This is a genomic window from Pseudomonas protegens, assembly GCF_003363755.1.
GTDB classification, from domain to species: domain Bacteria; phylum Pseudomonadota; class Gammaproteobacteria; order Pseudomonadales; family Pseudomonadaceae; genus Aquipseudomonas; species Aquipseudomonas danubii.
Window position 1 is genome coordinate 6,009,884 of sequence record NZ_CP031396.1, and the last position, 17,335, is coordinate 6,027,218.

Genomic DNA, 17,335 nt, shown 5'->3' on the forward strand with positions numbered 1-17,335 from the left:
GATCGAGTCGATGCCGATGCCAAGAGCCGACGTGTCGCTGCCTATTCGAGCCTGACCCGAATCGGCGGCAGCGACAACCAGAGCCTTACAACAACGCCGCACCAATCAAGCCGCAGACAATCCCCACCAGCATGGTCAGCACGGCCACGGTCACCAGCACCCGGGCATCGAAGTCTTTGCGCAGCATCAGCAGCGACGGCAGGCTGATGCTTGGCAGGGTCATCAGCAGCGCCACCGCCGGCCCGGTGCCCAGGCCCAGGGTCATCATGGTCTGGACGATGGGAATCTCTGCCGCCGTAGGGATCACGAACAGGGTGCCGGCAATCGCCAGGGGCACCAGCCACCACAGGCTGTCGCCCATGGCGCCGTCAATGTGCGGGAACAGCCAGACCCGCGCCGCGCCCAGCACCAGTACTGCCAGCACGTAGATTGGAATGGTGCTCCAGAACAGTTGCCACAGGGTCTTGCCCCAGCGGCTGAGGAACGGCTGGTCGTTCACCGTGCTGGCTTCCACCACCGCATCCACCGCGGCTTCCGGCAGTTGCTCGGGGCCGGCGACCCGCTGCGCCACCAGGGACACGCCCAGCACCAGGACAATGCCCGCCACCAGGCGCAGGGCGGAAAAGCCCCAGCCCAGGACAAAGCCCATGAACACCAGGGTCGCCGGGTTGAGCACCGGGTTGGCGATCCAGAACGCCAGGGCCGCACCCACCGAGACCTTCTGCCGCCGCAGGCCGGCAGCCACTGGGGCGGCGCAGCAGGAACACATCATGCCCGGCAAGGCGAACAGCCCACCGCGCAGGGTCGAGCCGAAACCGGCGCGGCCGAACAGGCGCAGCAGCCAGTCCCGGGGAATCAGCACCTGCAGCAGGGAACCCAAGATCACCGCCAGCACCGCGGCTTTCCAGATGGCCAGGAAGTACACCTGGGAATAGGCCAGGGCGGCGCTCCAGGGCGAGCTTTGCTGATCGTTGAGGATCGACGCGCCGATGCTGTGGCTGTCGGCGGCGACAAAGGCCTTGAGGTAGTAGGGCGACCACTTCACGTAATACAGGCCGATGGCGGCCACGAGCAGGAACAGCAGGGGTTTGCACCAGAACGCCCAGCCGCGAGCGGGCTGGGTGGAGGCGAGGTTGGACATGAAGGGGTTTCCGCACAGAGACAATAAGCGCGAATTGTAGCCGCTGGCGCCGGTGCGCCGCGAACCGATCTCGTCCGGCATTGGACTGTAGCCGCTGCCGAGCGTCAGCGAGGCTGCGCAAAGGGCCGCAGGACCTTGCTTGGCGATCTCCCGCCGAACGCGCAGCAACCTAAAGATCGTGGCGTCTCCTGCGGAGCCGTTCGCAGCCTGCGGCAGCGGCTACAGGGGCGGAGGGCGCCTGTAGTCCGGAACCATCAGCTTGGGCAATCCTGCTCGCCGCCGTCCAGGCCCTGCTTGTAGCTCTGACTGTGCAGGCTGGCCTTGCCGTTGCGCCAGGTCAGGGTCAGCACGTACAGCGAGTCGAAGTCGCTGGAGGCCCAGTCCTCGGTGATCGGGCGCTTCTGGCCCACGGCCTCTTCGGCGACCTTGTTGATCAGCTCCGGCAGGTAACCGTGGGACCAGGCGGTGTAGATGATCGCGTTGTGGTAGCGGTTGTGCAGCAGCTCGTCCGCCAGGTCGCTGGTGTCGTTGGCGGCAAAATCGATGTTCACCGGCAGGCCGAGCTTGATGGCGCTGGGGCTGATGGTCATCAAGGGGCGGATGTAGCTGTAGGAGTTGTCCAGCTCGCCTTCCTCGACGTTGCGCGTCGGGTTGGCGGCGAACACGTACTGCGCCTTGCCGAATTTTTCCGGCAGCAACGAGGCCAGGTCGAGGGCCCGGTTCAGGCCCTGGCAGTTGAGCTGGCCGAGGCCGCCGGCGGGCTTTTCCGCGTGGCGCAGGAACACCAGGGTCTGAGTGCCGTCCACCGGTTGCGCGCGGCTGACGCTGGACTCCAGCGACAGGCACAGGGCGCTGCCCAGCAGCAAGGCCGGTAGCAGCAGGTAGGCGCGGTTCTTGAAGCGGCGGAGCAGGGGCATGGCGGGATTCTTCAGCGCAAGGGGTGGAGGCTGACAAACCTGTGTGTTCCCTGTCATCACGGCCGGTGAAGGCAGTGCTTCTGAGTCCCTGGACGGCGTTTGGTTCGATGAGGCGCCAGACTAACCGCGGTATGTTGCCGATTTAAGAAAACCCGGCGGATAATCGCCGACCGTTGCCTCGTGTGGCGCCCCCCTTTGACTGTCATTGGAAGCCTGTCATGACCGATCTTTCCGCTTTTGCCGTTACCCAGAAATGGCCTGCGCAGTTTCCCGAATGGATTCAGCTGTACTCCCTGCCGACCCCTAACGGGGTCAAGGTTTCGATCATGCTCGAAGAGATCGGCCTGCCTTATGAAGCGCACCGGGTCAGCTTCGAGACCCAGGACCAGATGACCCCGGAGTTCCTCAGCGTCAGCCCGAACAACAAGATCCCGGCGATTCTCGATCCCCATGGTCCTGGCGACCAGCCTTTGGCATTGTTCGAATCGGGGGCGATCCTGATTTACCTGGCGGACAAGAGCGGGCAGTTGCTGGCCCAGGAGTCGGCGGCGCGTTATGAAACCATCCAGTGGCTGATGTTCCAGATGGGCGGCATCGGGCCGATGTTCGGGCAGGTGGGGTTCTTCCACAAATTCGCCGGCAAGGACTACGAGGACAAGCGGCCGCTGGAGCGTTATGTGAACGAGGCCAAGCGGTTGCTGGGGGTGTTGGACAAGCACCTGGAGGGGCGCGAGTGGATCATGGGCGAGCGCTACACCATTGCCGATATTGCGACTTTTCCGTGGATTCGGAATCTGGTCGGGTTTTATGAGGCGGGCGGGTTGGTGGGGATTGATAGCTTCCCGCAGGTGCAGCGGGTGCTGGCCAAGTTTGTGGCGCGGCCGGCGGTGATTCGTGGGTTGGAGATTCCCAAGGTGGTTTGAGGTGTTTTTTTAGGGTGGGGCGAAGGGGGGGCATCTTCGGTGTTGCGGGTGTGGCTACTTAGGGGTTTGCTCTTGTAGCGAGTGGGACGGGGTACATATCCATTGCTGCGGTCACGGCTACTTAGGGTTTCGCCCTTACGGCGAGTCCCTTTTTACAAACGCCTAAAAAGGAACCAAAAACGCTTGCCCCTCCATGGGCCCCTCGCTAGGGCTCGGGGTTCCCTCGCTTCGGCATTGCTCCGGGGGGCCGCCGCCAACCGGCCATCCATGGCCGGGTGGCGGCTAGCTCGGCATCCATGCCGAGCTGCCCCCTACGCAACGCCTGCGCTCGGCCGGCTGGGAAGGGGCCGGAAGATCAAGATCAAGATCAAGATCAAAAGCCAAAACCAAGGTGCGCAGGCCGGCTCCTTGTAGCCGCTGCCGAAGGCTGCGAACGAGCGCTCGCGCTCGCAAAACCAGGCGGCGCGATAGGTCAGGAATATCGGGGAGGCAGGTTTAGCGTCTCCTGCGACGGAATGCCGCCCAGAGCGGTCGCAGCCTTCGGCAGCGGCTACATGTAACGCGAACGGCGATGAAACAGGCCGGCCGGCAGGCCGCCGTCAGATGTTGATCTTGCTCTGGCTTTTGATCTTGATCTGAACGCCCCGTTAACCACGATGGCCGAACGCAGGCATTGATCCGTGGGTAACCCGGCAGGGATGCCGGGTTAGCCGCCACCCGGCCATGGATGGCCGGTGGCGGCGGCCCACGGATCAATGCCGGAGTTCGGGCATGCCGAGCCTAGGCGAGGCACCGAGTGGAGGGGCAGGAGCCTTTGGTTACTTTGGGCTTTTCAAAGTGACTCGCTGTAAGAGCGAAACCGCCAGCGGCCGCCCCCGCAGGAACGGATATGTACCCAACCCCCGCTGTAAGAGCGAAATCGCCAGCGGCCGCCCCCGCAGGAACGGATATGTACCCAACCCCCGCTGTAAGAGCGAAATCGCCAGCGGCCGCCCCCGCAGGAACGGATATGTACCCAACCCCCGCTGTAAGAGCGAAATCGCCAGCGGCCGCCCCCGCAGGAACGGATATGTACCCAACCCCCGCTGTAAGAGCGAAACCGCCAGCGGCCGCCCCCGCAGGAATGGATATGTACCCCCTCCCACTCGCTGTAAGAGCGAAACCCCAAGTAGCCCTGACCGCCGCACCGGATATGTACCCAACCCACCGCTGTAAGAGCGAAACCACCAACCGCCACACCCGCAGCAACGAATATGTACACTTCACCCCCAGCCCCCCACCGACCCCAGGCTCCCTCTAAATGCCCGCCCTGAACTTCAAGCAAATCGACGTCTTCAGCGCCACCCCCCTCAAGGGCAACCCCCTGGCCGTGGTGTTCAACGCCGACGATCTCAGCGACGAACGCATGGCCGCTTTCGCCACCTGGACCAACCTCAGCGAAACCACCTTCCTGCTAAAGCCCCGCGACCCTCGGGCCGACTATCGCTTGCGGATCTTCACCACCACCCAAGAGCTGCCCTTCGCCGGTCACCCGACCTTGGGCAGTTGCCATGCCTGGCTCGAAGCCGGTGGGGTGCCCCGGGGCGAGGAGATCATTCAGGAGTGTGAAGTCGGTCTGGTGCGCATTCGTCGTCAGGGCGATCAGTTGGCCTTTCTCGCGCCGCCGCTGCTCAAGTCCGGCCCGGTGGAGCCCGAGGTGCTGGAGCAGGTAGGCCGTGGCCTGGGCCTGAAAGCCGGGGATATCGTCCAGGCGCAGTGGGTCGACAACGGCGCCGGCTGGCTGGCGGTGATGCTCGGCGAGCGCCAGCAGGTGCTGGATCTGCAACCGGACTACCCGGCACTGATCGGTCTGGCCGTAGGGGTGATCGCGCCCTGTGACCCCGAGCACGATGACACCGATGCGCAGTTCGAGGTGCGGGCCTTTATCGCCGGTGATGGCATGCCCGAAGACCCGGCCACCGGCAGCCTCAATGCCGGGATCGCCCAGTGGCTGCTGGGGGCCGGGCTGGCGCCGTCGCGCTATCGGGTCAGCCAGGGCCTGAGCATGGGCCGCGCTGGGTCCATCGATGTGGAGCAGGTGGGCGATGAGGTGTGGATCGGCGGCTCTGCCGTCACCTGTATTGAAGGCAAGTTTCTCGCAGGGTGAAGCCGCGGCAAGTGTCCAGCTGCAAGCCCAGCCCGGCGCTTTTGCCACTTGCCGCTTGCCGCTTGCCGCTTGCCGCTCGAAGCTTGTTGCTTGTTGCTGCTCCTCTGTCTTGCGTCAGATGGTCGCAGGCCGGCCTGCGCGGGCCTTCGCCAAGCCCATGAATAGCGGGCCTGGCGCTGATTGTTAGCAGATTCGCAAGACTCTCTTGAGCCGTGCGGGTTTGTACCACGGCGGCTCTGGGCATAAGCTTTCAGCCTTTTTTCGCCATCGCTCGTGTTGTCCCGCGCTCAGCCTTAGGAAAAATCATGTCCAGCCAGTTCCCAGAAGCCCGTCCCCGTCGCCTGCGTCGCTCCGAACAACTGCGCAGTCTGTTCCAGGAAACCGAATTCACCCTCAACGACCTGGTGCTGCCGATTTTCGTCGAGGAGGAAATCGACGATTTCGTGCCGATCAAGAGCATGCCCGGGGTGATGCGCATCCCCGAATCCAAGCTGGCCGGGGAGATCGAGCGTTACGCCCGCGCCGGGATCAAGTCGGTGATGACTTTCGGTGTGTCGCACCACCTGGACTGCGATGGCAGCGATACCTGGAAGGAAAACGGCCTGGTGTCGCGCATGTCGCGCATCGCCAAGGACGCGGTGCCGGAGATGATCGTGATGTCCGACACCTGCTTCTGCGAATACACCGAGCACGGCCACTGTGGCGTGATGCACGGCCATGAAGTGGACAATGACCAGACCCTGATCAACCTCGGCAAGCAGGCGGTGGCCGCGGCCCGTGCCGGCGCCGACGTGATCGCGCCGTCGGCGGCCATGGACGGTCAGGTCCAGGCCATCCGCCGCGCCCTGGACGCCGCCGGTTTCACCCAGACGCCGATCATGGCCTATTCCACCAAGTTCGCTTCGGCGCTCTACGGCCCGTTCCGCGAAGCGGGCGGCAGTGCGCTCAAGGGCGACCGCAAGAGCTACCAGATGAACCCGATGAACCGTCGCGAAGCGGTGCGCGAATCCCTGCTGGACGAGCAGGAAGGCGCCGACTCGCTGATGGTCAAACCGGCCGGGGCCTACCTGGACATCATCCGTGACATCCGCGAGGCCTCGCGCCTGCCGGTGGCGGCGTACCAGGTCAGCGGCGAGTACGCGATGATCAAGTTCGGCGCCCAGGCCGGGGCCATCGACGAGCAGCGTGTGGTGCGTGAAAGCCTGGGTTCGATCAAGCGCGCCGGCGCCGACCTGATCTTCACCTACTTCGCCATGGACCTGGCCCTGGCCGGGATCTGACCAGGCCCCCGCCGTACCGCCACGAACGTCGTCCGGCGTTCGTGGCTCTTGCCAAGACTTCCGCCCCTACATGACAATGCGATTCATTATCAAATATGAATCCTTATTGTCATGCCCGCCGACGACTTATCCCTGCGCAGTGCCGTCACCGATCTGTACACCCATCACCACGGCTGGCTGCAGGGCTGGTTGCGCCAGCGCCTGGGCAACACCTTCGATGCCGCCGATCTGGCCCAGGACACCTTCGTGCGGGTGCTCAAGGCGCGCAATGCCCTGGAGATCCGTGAGCCGCGGCCCTACTTGTCGCGCATCGCCAATGGCCTGCTGATCGACCTGTTTCGCCGCCGCTCCCTGGAGCAGGCGTACCTGGAGGCCCTGGCCCTGGTGCCCGAGGGCGAGCAGCCGTCGCCGGAGGAGCAGAACCTGATGCTCCAGGCGCTGTTGGAGGTCGACCGGCTGCTGGACGGCCTGGGGGCCAGGGTCAAGCAGGCTTTCCTGCTGTCCCAGTGCGATGGCCTGACCTACGAGCAGATCGCCGAACGCCTGCAGATCTCGGTGCGCAGCGTCAACAACTACATGGCCAAGGCCATGGAGCATTGCTGCCTGATGCAGATGCGGATGCAGCTGTCATGAGTTTTGCCAACCTGCAACTGAGCGTGAGCGAGCGCCAGGCCATCAGCGGCGCGGCGCGCTGGTATGCGCAGTTGCGCTCCGGCACCGCCAGCGAACAGGAACTGGCGGCCTGGCGCGAATGGCTGGCCGCCGACCCCTTGCATCGCCAGGCCTGGGAACGCATGCAGCAACTGGGCGAGCAGATGTCGGCCCTGCCTGGCGGTCTGGCCGGTTCCACCTTACGCGGGGCCGGGCGCTCGCGCCGTGAGCTGATGCGCAATCTGGTGGTGCTGGCTTCGGCCGGCTCCCTGGGCTGGCTGGGTTGGCGCAGCGACAGCGCCCAGCAATTGCTGGCGGACTATCGAACCCAGGTCGGCGAGCGCCGCGAAGTGCGCCTGGCGGACGGCAGTGCATTGCTGCTCAACACCGACACCTCGGTGAATGTGGCTTTCGACGGTCAGCAGCGCCGGTTGCAGTTGCTCTGGGGCGAGATGCTGGTGAGCGCCGGCGTTGATGCGCAGCACAGGCCATTGCGGATCATCACCCGCCACGGCGAGGTCCAGGCCCAGAGCGCGCGTTTCGTGTTGCGCAGCGAAGAGCGCGAGGATCAGGTGGCGGTGCTGGAGCAGGGCGTGCAGGTCAGCCTGGGTAACGGGGCGCTGGTGCGTCGGGTCGAAGCCGGGCAGCAACTGGCTTTCAACACCCGGAGTTTCGCCGCGCTACAACCCAACGACGCTTCAGTAGGCGCCTGGCGCCAGGGCAGCATCATCGCCCTCGACCGACCCTTGGAGGACTTGCTGGCGGACCTGTCGCGCTACCGCCGGGGTGTGGTGCAGTGCGATCCGCAGATTGCCGGCCTGAAGATTTCCGGGGCCTTTCCCATCGATGACACCGACCGCGCCCTGGCGGCGCTTGAGAGCGGTTTCTCGCTGCGCATCGAGCGCTACACCCGCTATTGGGTGCGGGTGTCCCAGCGCCGCCTCGGCTGAAACCAAGCGGTAAAAAATAATTATTCCGGTCTTTGCACTTTTGCCCATTCTGATCCGGCTCATCCCCCAGTGGATTCATTTTCAAGATTGGGGGAAGGCAAAACATGTCTGAAGTTCACAAGTCGAAGTTGGCCCAGGCCATCAAGGTCGGGCTCTGGGGCGCGCTGGCGGTGTATGGCGCGGCACTGCTGCCGTTGACTGCGGTGGCGGCCAGCGAACAGACGGCGGTGCGCCGCTTCGATATCGCGGCGGGGGATCTCACCGAAGTGCTGAGCCGTTACGCCAGTGCCGCCGGGGCGGCCATCTCCTTCGATGCGCGACAGACGGCCGGCTTGCGTTCGGCGGGGCTCCAGGGGGATTACGGGGTGCAGGAAGGCTTTGCGCGGATTCTTGCCGGCAGCGGCTGGCAGGCCGAACCGCAGAGTAACGGCAGCTATGTGCTGCGCCCCGTGCCCAAGGGCAATGGCACCCTGGAGCTGGGCACCACTCAGGTCCAGGGCCAGGAGCTGGGGGCCACCACCGAGTACTCCGGTTCCTACACCACCGGCGCGGTGACCATCGGCAAGGGCCAGCACTCGCTGAAGGAAACCCCGCAGTCGGTGACCGTGATCACCCGCAAGATGCTCGATGACCAGAACCTCAACACCATCGACCAGGTGATGGAAAAGACCCCGGGCATCACCCTCTACGACTCGCCCATGGGCGGCAAGTATTTCTACTCCCGGGGCTTTCGCATGACCGGCCAGTACCAGTACGACGGCGTGCCCCTGGACATGGGCAGCAGCTACGTGCAGGCCGACAGCTTCAGCAGCGACATGGCCTTCTATGATCGGGTGGAAATCCTGCGCGGCGCCGCCGGCATGCTCAAGGGCGCGGGCGGCACCGCCGGCTCGGTGAACTTCGTGCGCAAGCGCGGCCAGGCCACGCCCCACACCCAGCTGATGATGTCCGCCGGCAGTTGGGACAACTACCGGGCCCAGGTGGATACCGGCGGGCCGCTGAACGACGCCGGCACCGTTCGCGGCCGTGCGGTGGTGACCCAGCAGACCCGGCAGTATTTCTATGACCTGGGGGAGCGCAAGGATCAGGTCTACTACGGCGCCCTGGACTTCGACCTCAGTGACGACACCACCCTGGGCCTGGGCATGGCCTATGAAGACGTTGACTCGCGCCCGTGCTGGGGCGGCCTGCCACGCTACAGCGACGGCAGCGACCTCAAGCTCGGCCGTTCCACCTGCCTGAACACCGCCTGGAACAACTCGCGCAGCAAGCGCGCGACCTATTTCGCCGACCTCAAGCAACAGCTCAACGACGACTGGGCGCTGAAGGTGGCCGGGGTCTACAGCCGCAACACCCAGGACATCGAGTACGCCTTCCCCAGCGGTTCGGTGCCGGTGGGTGCCAGCCGCTCCAGCACCCTGATGCTGGGCAGCACCTATGACTACGATCAGGTGGACTACGGCTTCGATGCCTATGTCGACGGCCACTTCCAGGCCTTTGGCCAGGAGCACGAACTGACCTTCGGCGCCAACGCCAGCCGCTCGATCAAGGACGACTTCTATGCTGTGGCCGGCTTGCCGCAGCGGCAGAACGTGCTGGACCCCGATCACCATCTGCCCAAGCCTGATGCCAGCTACTACGAAAGCAATTCCACCCGGGGCGGCCCCTCTGATCTGCGGATCCAGCAGCAGGGGCTGTATTCCACCCTGCGCCTGAAACTGGCCGACCCGCTGACCCTGGTCATGGGCAGCCGGGTCAGTTGGTACAAGTCGCAGAACGATGCCGTGGCCTACTGGCGCGACACCCGCACCCCCAGCAGCGCCCGTTCCAAGGAAACCGGCGAGGTCACGCCGTTCGCCGGGGTGTTGTACGACCTCAACGACAACCTCACGGCCTACGCCAGCTACTCCAGCATCTTCACCCCCCAGGGCAGCTATCGGACCCTGGACGGTGCCTCTCTCAAGCCGCTGGTGGGCAAGAGCTACGAAGCGGGGATCAAGGGCGAGTGGTTTGACGGTCGCCTGAACAGCGCCTTCAGCCTGTTCCGCACGATTCAGGAGGATGCGCAGCAGGACGACCCGGCCTGCCCGGACAGCACCTGCTCGCTGAACTCGGGCAAGGTCCGCGCCCAGGGCTTTGAAGCCGAAGTCAGCGGTGAGGTGATCGAGCGCCTGCAACTGCTGGCCGGCTACACCTACACCCAGACCAAGACCCTGGAGGATGCCGACAGCAGCAAGAACGGCCAGTCGTTCAATTCCTACGTACCGCGGCACCTGCTACGGGTGTGGGGCGACTACCAACTGGGCGGTGCCCTGGAGCGCTTCAATGTGGGGGCTGGGGTCAACGCGCAAAGCGACAACTACCGGGTCTCGCCCACCAGCGGCAATCACATCAGCCAGGCCGGCTATGCGATCTGGAACGGGCGCATCGGCTATCGCATCGACGACACCTGGTCCCTGGCGCTCAACGGCAACAACCTGCTGGACAAGCGTTACTACACCACCATCGGTACCGAAGGCTTCGGCAACTTCTACGGAGACCCGCGCAACTTCACCCTGTCGGTCAAGGCCGACTTCTGAGGTCGGGTTGACGGTCGCGCCGGTGCTGGCCGTGCGGGGACCGGGCGCGGCCGCTTCAGGCCGTGGGCGGGTGGGCGTCGAGCAGGGCCATGAAGCGTTGCAATTGCGGCGACGGGTTGTCCCGGTGCCAGTTCATGTAGAGCCCGATGCTCGGCCTGGATTGCGTGCCGACGGCGCTTAGCGGGCGGTAGGCGACGCTGCCTTGCAGCGCCGTGTCGGCCATCGATTGCGGTACCAGGGCCACGCCGAAACCGCAGGCCACCAGACCCAGTAGGGTGTGGATGCGCTCCGCTTCTTGGGCCACCTTCGGGGTGAAGCCGGCTGCCGTGCACAGCGCCATCAGCTGGTTGTGGTAACCGCTGCCCAGGGCCTGGCGGGTGAACACGAAATCTTCAGTGGCCAGGTCCTGCAGGTCCACCTCGGATGCTCGGGCCTGGGGGTGGTCGTGGGGCAGGGCGATGACGATCGGTTCATCGAGGATCAGCCGCGAGACAATCTGCCCTGCGGGCAGCGGCAGGTCGCGCATGAAGGCGAGGTCGGTGTCGTCGTTGAGCAGGGCCTTTAGCTGCCCGGCCGATGGCATTTCCCGCAACGCCAGGCGCACCCCAGGCAGGGTCTGGCGAAAGCGTCGCAGGCTGGCGAGCAGCATCGGGTAGCCGGCCAGTGACAGGCTGCTGATACGCAGGGTGCCGGCCAGCCCCTGGGCGACATCGCGCGCCTGTTGGATGCCTTGCTCCAGGGTTTCCAGGGTGCGTTGGGCGCTGTGCAGGAAGTCCGCCCCGGCCGGGGTCAGGGTTACGCCACGACGATTGCGCAGCAGCAGGCTGAAGCCGAGTTTTTCCTCCAGGCGGGCGATGGCCTGGCTCAGGGGCGGCTGGGCCATGTGCAGGCGCGCAGCGGCCTTGTGAAAGTGCAGCTCCTGGGCGACGACGATGAACTGGCGCAACAGGCGCGTCTCGATCATGGCGAATGCTCCTTGCTTGGGGGGAACCGCTGGGACTGTAAACCTGGAGGTCCATGGTTTCACAGGTTTTTCTTTGATATTCAGAACCTCTCACAGGGGCTGTAATTTAGTATTAAGTCGTTGATTTTCATGCTGTTACTCTGAGATTGAAGCGGCCTGAGGCTTAAGCGGCCCGAGGTTCAAACAGGAGGAAAAGCGATGGATTTCAGCGGCAGGACGGCCATTGTCACTGGTGCCGGGCGCGGCCTGGGCCTGAGTTATGCCAGGGCCCTGGCCAGCCGTGGCGCCCAGGTGGTGATCAGTGATTGCGGGAGCGACGGCACGGGCCTGGGGATGGATGAAAGCGTCGCCCATGAGGCGGTGCGGGCCTTGCGGGCCAGCGGCGCCAGGGCGGTGGCCGACACCAGCGACCTGAGCACCGAAGCCGGGTGCCGGGGGCTGGTGCAGTGCGCCGTGGCGGCCTTTGGCGGCCTGGATATCCTGATTCACAATGCCGGCTGGGTCGGCTACCAGGCGCTGGAGGAGCTCGACGCCGAGTTTCTCCAGCGCATGCTGGGGATCAATCTGCATGCGCCGATCTGGCTGGCCAAGCACGCCTGGCCCTTTCTCCGGCAATCCACGGCGCCCCGGCTGTTGCTGACCACTTCCGACCGCGCCCTGTATGCGGAATATGCACAGCCCGGGCTGTTGGCCTATTGCGCGGGCAAGATGGCCCAGGTGGGCATCATGAATGCGCTGAGCCAGGAAGGCGCGGAGCACGGGATTCGGGTCAACGCGGTGTCGCCGGTGGCCAAGACCCGCATGTGGGGCGTCAGCGACGAGCCGCTCGAACTCAAGCCGGACTGGGTGACGCCGGGGGTGATGTTTCTGGTCAGCGAGGGGTGCCAGGACAGCGGCTATATCCTGCGGGCCAGCAACGGCCAGTTCAGCGCCTGGCGCCCGCAAGAGGCGCCCGGGGTGGATTATCCCCGGGACCTGAAGCGGGTGCGGGCGGCCACGCCGGAGCAGTTCGCCCAGCGCTGGACGCAGATCAGGCTGCCTTTCACCGGGGCTTGAGAGGCGCTGTGCCGCTGTGTGGGGAGAGCTCGCGCTCGCGGAAGTAGCGCTCCAGTAGCCGCGGGTCGCCAGAGCGGTCCGCGAGGGCCACGTAGGTATCCGGGCGCAGCAGGTAGAAGGCATTGCGCGCCAGCCCTGCTGCTGCATGGGCCGGGCGCCAGTCGAAAATCCGCAAAGGCACCCGGTGCGCGCTGCACCAGTCCCGCAGGGCATCGCTGGTGGTGCCATAGACATGCACCTGCCAGCCCAGGTATTCCAGGCTGTCGAAGTTGTCGTGCTCGCCGTCGCGGACCCAGGGCAGGCGATCGCCGCCGTGCACCGGGCCGACGCCACCGGCGCTCAGGGGCATGCCCCGGTAGTTCAGGGTGATCTGCGACACGGTGCGAAAGAGAAACTCCCGGGCACTGTCGAAGGCGGCGATCTTCGGCAGCAGCAGGGGCGCCAGGCGGGTGCGTACCAGGTAGGCGACCGGGCCGTCGGCGGTGGCGAAGCTGAACACCCGGTCGGTGGTGGCCACCAGGCGCCGGGCAAACTCCATGCGTTCGATTTCATAGCTGTCCAGCAGGCTTTCGGCGCTTTGGCCGCTGAGCACCGCCGCCAATTTCCAGGCCAGGTTGATGGCGTCGCCGATCCCGGTGTTCATGCCCTGGCCACCGGCGGGGCTATGGACGTGGGCGGCATCCCCCAGGAGAAACACCCGTCCCTGGCGAAACTGCTCGGCCACCCGGTGATGCACCTTGTAGGTGGAGAACCAGTTGACTCGGGTGACGTTGACCTTGAGCTGATGCATGGCGCGCTGGCTGATGTCTTCGAAACGCAGGTTTTCCGGGTGCTCGGCGCGCTCGTCGCGCACGGTGCCGATCAGCCGCGCGCGGCCGCTGTGGGCCAGGGGAAACACCGCGAGAAAGTCGGCGTCGTCCAGGTCCACGTGTAATTGGCCGTCGATGCTCGGGCCGTCGGCCTCGACATCGGTGACGTAGAACACCTGCTGGTAGGTGCCGCCGGGAAAGCCGCTGCCCAGGGTCTTGCGCACCGTGGAGCGGGCGCCGTCGCAGCCGGCCAGGTAGAAGGCCTGGCAATGTTCCTCGCGGCCGTCGGGGCCACGCAGGCGAGCGTTGATCAGGTGGCCGTGATCGGTGAAGGCCAGCAGCTCGGTGTCGCGCTCGACGCGCACGCCCAGCCGTTCCAGGCGTTCGATCAGCAGTTGCTCGTGCTCGTCCTGGGGAAAGATCTGCAGGAAGGGGTAGGGCGTCAGGTCCTCGCCGATGGCGTTGAACGGCAGTTGCGCGGCCCGCTCGCCGCGGACCCAGAGGTTGACCGCCGGCACGTGGTGGCCGCGTTCGACGATGGCCTGGGTCAGGTCCAGCTGGCGGTAGAGCTCCAGGGTCCGGGCCTGCACCGCCAGGGCCCGGGAGGTGGTGCCCGGACCCAGGGTCTTGTCGATGATCCGTACCTTGACCCCCTGCTGGCGCAGCCAGAGCGCCAGCACCAGGCCGGTGGGGCCGGCGCCGATGATCAGTACGTCGCTGCAGTTCATGTGTTTGCCCTCGCTACGAGATCAACGTTATGCATCGGACTGCGGGCGGCGCCTGCCGCGGGGTCAACGCTGGGCGAAGGCCAGGTTCAGGCCCAGCCCCGCGAAGCTTGCGGCAAAGCTGCGGCGCAACCAGTTCTGGACTTTGGGCGACTCGATCACCGCGGTACGGAACAGATTGGCCAGCAACCCGTAGAGCACGAACACGAAGAAGGTCATGGCCATGAACACGCCGCTCAGGAGCAGCATCTGCGGGATCGGATCGCTGCCGTCATGGGCGATGAACTGGGGCAGGAAGGCCAGGAAGAAAATGGTCAGCTTGGGGTTGAGGATGTTCAGCAGGCAGGCCTTGAGCATCAGCGCGCCGGCGCCGTGGCTCACCGCGTTGCTATCCACGGCAAAGGCCGAGCGATCACGCCAGGTGGCGTAGGCCAGGTACAGCAGATAGGCGACCCCGGCGAACTTCAGGCCCTGGAAGGCCAGGGCGCTGGTGTGCAGGATCGCCGACAGACCGAGGATCGAGGCCAGCAGGTGCGGGACGATCCCGGCGGTGCAGCCGATGGCGGTGAACAGGCTGGCGCGCTTGCCGGCCACCAGGGCGGTGGAAATGGTCAGGATCACGCCGCTGCCGGGAATCAGCACGACAATCAGGCTGGTAAGCAGAAAATCCAGGGTCAACATCCGGGTGTCACTCCATTGAGGGCGGGGTCATCAAAGTACACCCAGCCACACCGCCAATAGAAGGATTTTAGCCTGTAGCCGCTGCTGAGCCTGCGAAGCTGCGCGAAGGTCCGCAGGACCTTGCCTGGCGATCTCCCGTCGATCACGCATAGGCCTCAGGGTCCGCATCCTTTCGCAGCCTGCGGCAGCGGTGACACAGATCCCGGATCGGCATTGGCCCTGTAGCCGCTGCTGAGCCAAGGCGAAGCTGCGCAAAGGTCCGCAGGACCTTGCCTGGCAATCCCCAGCCAAACCGCTATCGATCCTGAGAACCCTGCGTCCCTACGACGGAATGCCGCCCAGACCGTTCGCAGCCTGCGGCAGCGGCTACAGGGGCGTTGCGGGAACAGCGCTCGCATTCTTTGGTCGAACGCCCCATGCCGCTGCTTTACTTGCACGGCCCTCGTCCAGCCCTCTTGCGGAGTCCCATGATTTCCTCTCGTCTTCTCAGTTGCTGCCTGGGCCTGTCGCTGCTGGCCGGTTGCGCCAGCCCGCGTGGCCCCCAGGCACCGACGCTGACCCCGGAGCAGACCCAGGCGCGGATCCTGCGCCTGCTGCCGGCCCAGGTCAGCGACCGCCAGGGCTGGGCCCGGGATATCCAGGTGGCCTTCAGCGCCCAGGGCCTTGAGCCGAGCCCGAGCAACCTGTGCGCGGTGCTGGCGGTGACCGAACAGGAATCCACCTTCAAGGTCGACCCGACAGTGCCGGGCCTGGGGCGCATTGCCCGGGAGGAAATCGACCGCCGCGCGGCCAAGGTGCATGTGCCGGCGTTGCTGGTCAGTGCCGCCCTGCAAGTGCGCGGCGCGGACGGCCAGTCCTACAGCCAGCGTCTGGCCAAGGCTCGCAGCGAGAAGGAACTGAGTGCGATCTTCGATGACTTCATCGGCCAGGTGCCCCTGGGCCAGACCCTGTTTGGCCGTTTCAACCCGGTGCACACCGGCGGGCCGATGCAGGTCAGCATCGAATTCGCCCAGCAACAGGCCCAGGGTTATCCGTACCCGGTGCAGGACTCAATCCGCCATGAAGTCTTCAGTCGCCGTGGTGGCCTGTACTTCGGCATCGCCCACCTTTTGGGTTATCCGGTGGACTACCCGCAGCCGCTGTATCGCTTCGCCGACTTCAACGCCGGCTGGTACGCCAGCCGCAATGCGGCTTTCCAGGCCGCGGTGAGCCGCCTCAGCGGGATCAAGCTGGCCCTGGATGGCGACCTGATCCGCTATGACTCGCTCCTGCCCGGCAGCACCGAACTGGCGGTGCGTACCCTGGGCAAGCAACTGGGGCTGCGCAACCCGCAGATTCGCGCTCAGTTGGAAAAGGGCGACAGCCAGGCCTTTGCCCAGACCGAGCTGTACCGCCAGGTATTTGCCCTGGCCGACCGCGCGGCGGGCCGACCCGTGCCGCGCCAGCAACTGCCGGGCATCGAACTCAAGAGCCCGAAGATCACCCGCCAGTTGACCACTGCCTGGTTTGCCAAGCGCGTGGATGAACGCTACCAGCGCTGCCTGCAAAGGACGCTGTAACCCCAAGGGCCTGCCCGTTGCAGGAGCTGGCTTGCCAGCGGCAGGACCCACAGGCCTCTTCGTCGGCGAGTGCCGGATGATTGGGCGGCTTGTCAGGCACTTGGGCCGCGTGGCAGGATGCGCCATGAATTTTTTCCGCCTCGACTCCCGCCTTCATCACCATCGACCTCACCCCCGGGGCCGTGGTCGCTTGTGCGCGTCGAGCCGTCAGTTATCGAGAGAACGCGATCACTGACCGTCGATGAAAAAAAACCAAGGCGCCCTGCAAGGCGCCTTTTTTATTGCCTGTCAAAAACCAAGAGGAAACACCCATGACCATGCTCCGTGGCACTCGAATGATCACCGGCCCGCAAGCTGCCGCCCTGCGCACCCTGGAAGGACGCTTCCGGAGCTGGCTTCATCGAAGCGGGTGCTGAAGAAGTCATTGTCCCGGCGCTGTGGGGCCAGGACACCTTTATCGAAAAGGCCGGAGGCAGTGAAGTCATCGGCCAGATGTGGGCCTTCAATGACAAGGCCGGACGGCCCTGCTGCCTGATTCCGGAAGCCACTGCACTGTTCCAGGAAACCGCCCGCGAGCTGTTGGCAGGACGGGAGCAGGCGATCTTTTTCTACGTCGCTCGCTGTTATCGCTATGAACGGCCGCAAGCCGGGCGGTATCGAGAATTCACCCAGTTGGGCCTGGAGATACTGGGCCCCGAACCCTTGCAGGCGCTGGAGCGCGCGCGGGAACTGTGCGTTGGCTTTCTGGATGCCCTGGGCCTGGAGTACGAGCTCAACCTCGGGGTCAAGCGCGGCCTGACCTACTACCTCAATGGCGAAGGTTTCGAGGTGCGTTGCCCGCAGTTGGGTGCGCAACAGCAAGTGGTAGGTGCCGGCGCCTACCGCGAAGGTGCCGGATTCGGCATCGGCCTGGAGCGCCTGCAACTGGCGCTGCAACCCCAGTCGTAGGCGCTG

At 65.2% G+C, this 17,335-nt stretch carries 14 protein-coding genes; 9 read left to right on the forward strand and 5 right to left on the reverse strand.

The genetic code is table 11. The features are described 5' to 3' along the window. Positions 1-85: 85 nt before the first annotated feature. Positions 86-1,141, reverse strand: a complete 1,056-nt coding sequence (locus DWF74_RS27270; protein ID WP_115582496.1) for a permease — start codon at positions 1,139-1,141, stop codon at positions 86-88. Positions 1,142-1,395: 254 nt separating this feature from the next. Next, positions 1,396-2,058 (reverse strand): histidine phosphatase family protein, encoded by a 663-nt coding sequence (locus DWF74_RS27275; protein WP_115582094.1) that lies wholly within the window; start codon positions 2,056-2,058, stop codon positions 1,396-1,398. A gap of 218 nt (positions 2,059-2,276) precedes the next feature. Between DWF74_RS27275 and DWF74_RS27280 the strand changes: the two genes are divergently transcribed. The 6 genes from DWF74_RS27280 to DWF74_RS27305 all read left to right on the forward strand — a co-directional run bounded on the left by DWF74_RS27280 (position 2,277) and on the right by DWF74_RS27305 (position 10,587). Further along, entirely contained in the window at positions 2,277-2,981 is a 705-nt protein-coding gene (locus DWF74_RS27280; protein WP_102864156.1) for a glutathione binding-like protein, read from the forward strand. Between the two features lie 1,300 nt (positions 2,982-4,281). Further along, positions 4,282-5,127 (forward strand): PhzF family phenazine biosynthesis protein, encoded by an 846-nt coding sequence (locus tag DWF74_RS27285; RefSeq protein ID WP_115582095.1) that lies wholly within the window; start codon positions 4,282-4,284, stop codon positions 5,125-5,127. Positions 5,128-5,432: 305 nt separating this feature from the next. Beyond that, on the forward strand, positions 5,433-6,407 hold the full coding sequence (gene hemB, locus DWF74_RS27290; protein WP_016962997.1) for a porphobilinogen synthase: 975 nt from the start codon (positions 5,433-5,435) through the stop codon (positions 6,405-6,407). 111 nt (positions 6,408-6,518) lie between these two features. Then, positions 6,519-7,040, forward strand: a complete 522-nt coding sequence (locus DWF74_RS27295; RefSeq protein ID WP_102864158.1) for a sigma-70 family RNA polymerase sigma factor — start codon at positions 6,519-6,521, stop codon at positions 7,038-7,040. After that, a complete protein-coding gene (locus DWF74_RS27300) occupies positions 7,037-8,008 on the forward strand; it encodes a FecR domain-containing protein (protein ID WP_115582096.1) in 972 nt (323 codons plus the stop codon). Before DWF74_RS27295 ends, DWF74_RS27300 begins: the two co-directional genes overlap by 4 nt. Before the next feature lie 104 nt (positions 8,009-8,112). After that, positions 8,113-10,587 (forward strand): TonB-dependent siderophore receptor, encoded by a 2,475-nt coding sequence (locus tag DWF74_RS27305; protein ID WP_115582097.1) that lies wholly within the window; start codon positions 8,113-8,115, stop codon positions 10,585-10,587. Between the two features lie 55 nt (positions 10,588-10,642). On the opposite strand, the gene DWF74_RS27310 is transcribed toward DWF74_RS27305, so the two are convergent. Continuing rightward, positions 10,643-11,551, reverse strand: a complete 909-nt coding sequence (locus DWF74_RS27310) for a LysR family transcriptional regulator (protein ID WP_115582098.1) — start codon at positions 11,549-11,551, stop codon at positions 10,643-10,645. A gap of 198 nt (positions 11,552-11,749) precedes the next feature. Between DWF74_RS27310 and DWF74_RS27315 the strand changes: the two genes are divergently transcribed. After that, positions 11,750-12,607 (forward strand): SDR family NAD(P)-dependent oxidoreductase, encoded by an 858-nt coding sequence (locus DWF74_RS27315; protein ID WP_102864161.1) that lies wholly within the window; start codon positions 11,750-11,752, stop codon positions 12,605-12,607. Here DWF74_RS27315 and DWF74_RS27320 read toward each other — a convergent pair. Both DWF74_RS27320 and DWF74_RS27325 read right to left on the reverse strand, forming a co-directional pair. Next, the gene (locus DWF74_RS27320) at positions 12,594-14,144 is read right to left on the reverse strand and encodes an FAD-dependent oxidoreductase (protein WP_115582099.1); all 1,551 of its coding nucleotides are present in this window, start codon (positions 14,142-14,144) and stop codon (positions 12,594-12,596) included. The genes DWF74_RS27315 and DWF74_RS27320 overlap by 14 nt on opposite strands. 63 nt (positions 14,145-14,207) lie before the next feature. Beyond that, entirely contained in the window at positions 14,208-14,822 is a 615-nt protein-coding gene (locus DWF74_RS27325) for a LysE family translocator (RefSeq protein ID WP_102864163.1), read from the reverse strand. 467 nt (positions 14,823-15,289) lie between these two features. Between DWF74_RS27325 and DWF74_RS27330 the strand changes: the two genes are divergently transcribed. After that, the gene (locus DWF74_RS27330; RefSeq protein ID WP_115582100.1) at positions 15,290-16,381 is read left to right on the forward strand and encodes a DUF1615 domain-containing protein; all 1,092 of its coding nucleotides are present in this window, start codon (positions 15,290-15,292) and stop codon (positions 16,379-16,381) included. A gap of 354 nt (positions 16,382-16,735) precedes the next feature. Beyond that, complete coding sequence (locus DWF74_RS27335) at positions 16,736-17,329, forward strand: ATP phosphoribosyltransferase regulatory subunit (protein ID WP_115582101.1); 594 nt, start codon at positions 16,736-16,738, stop codon at positions 17,327-17,329. The last annotated feature ends 6 nt before the right edge of the window (positions 17,330-17,335 follow it).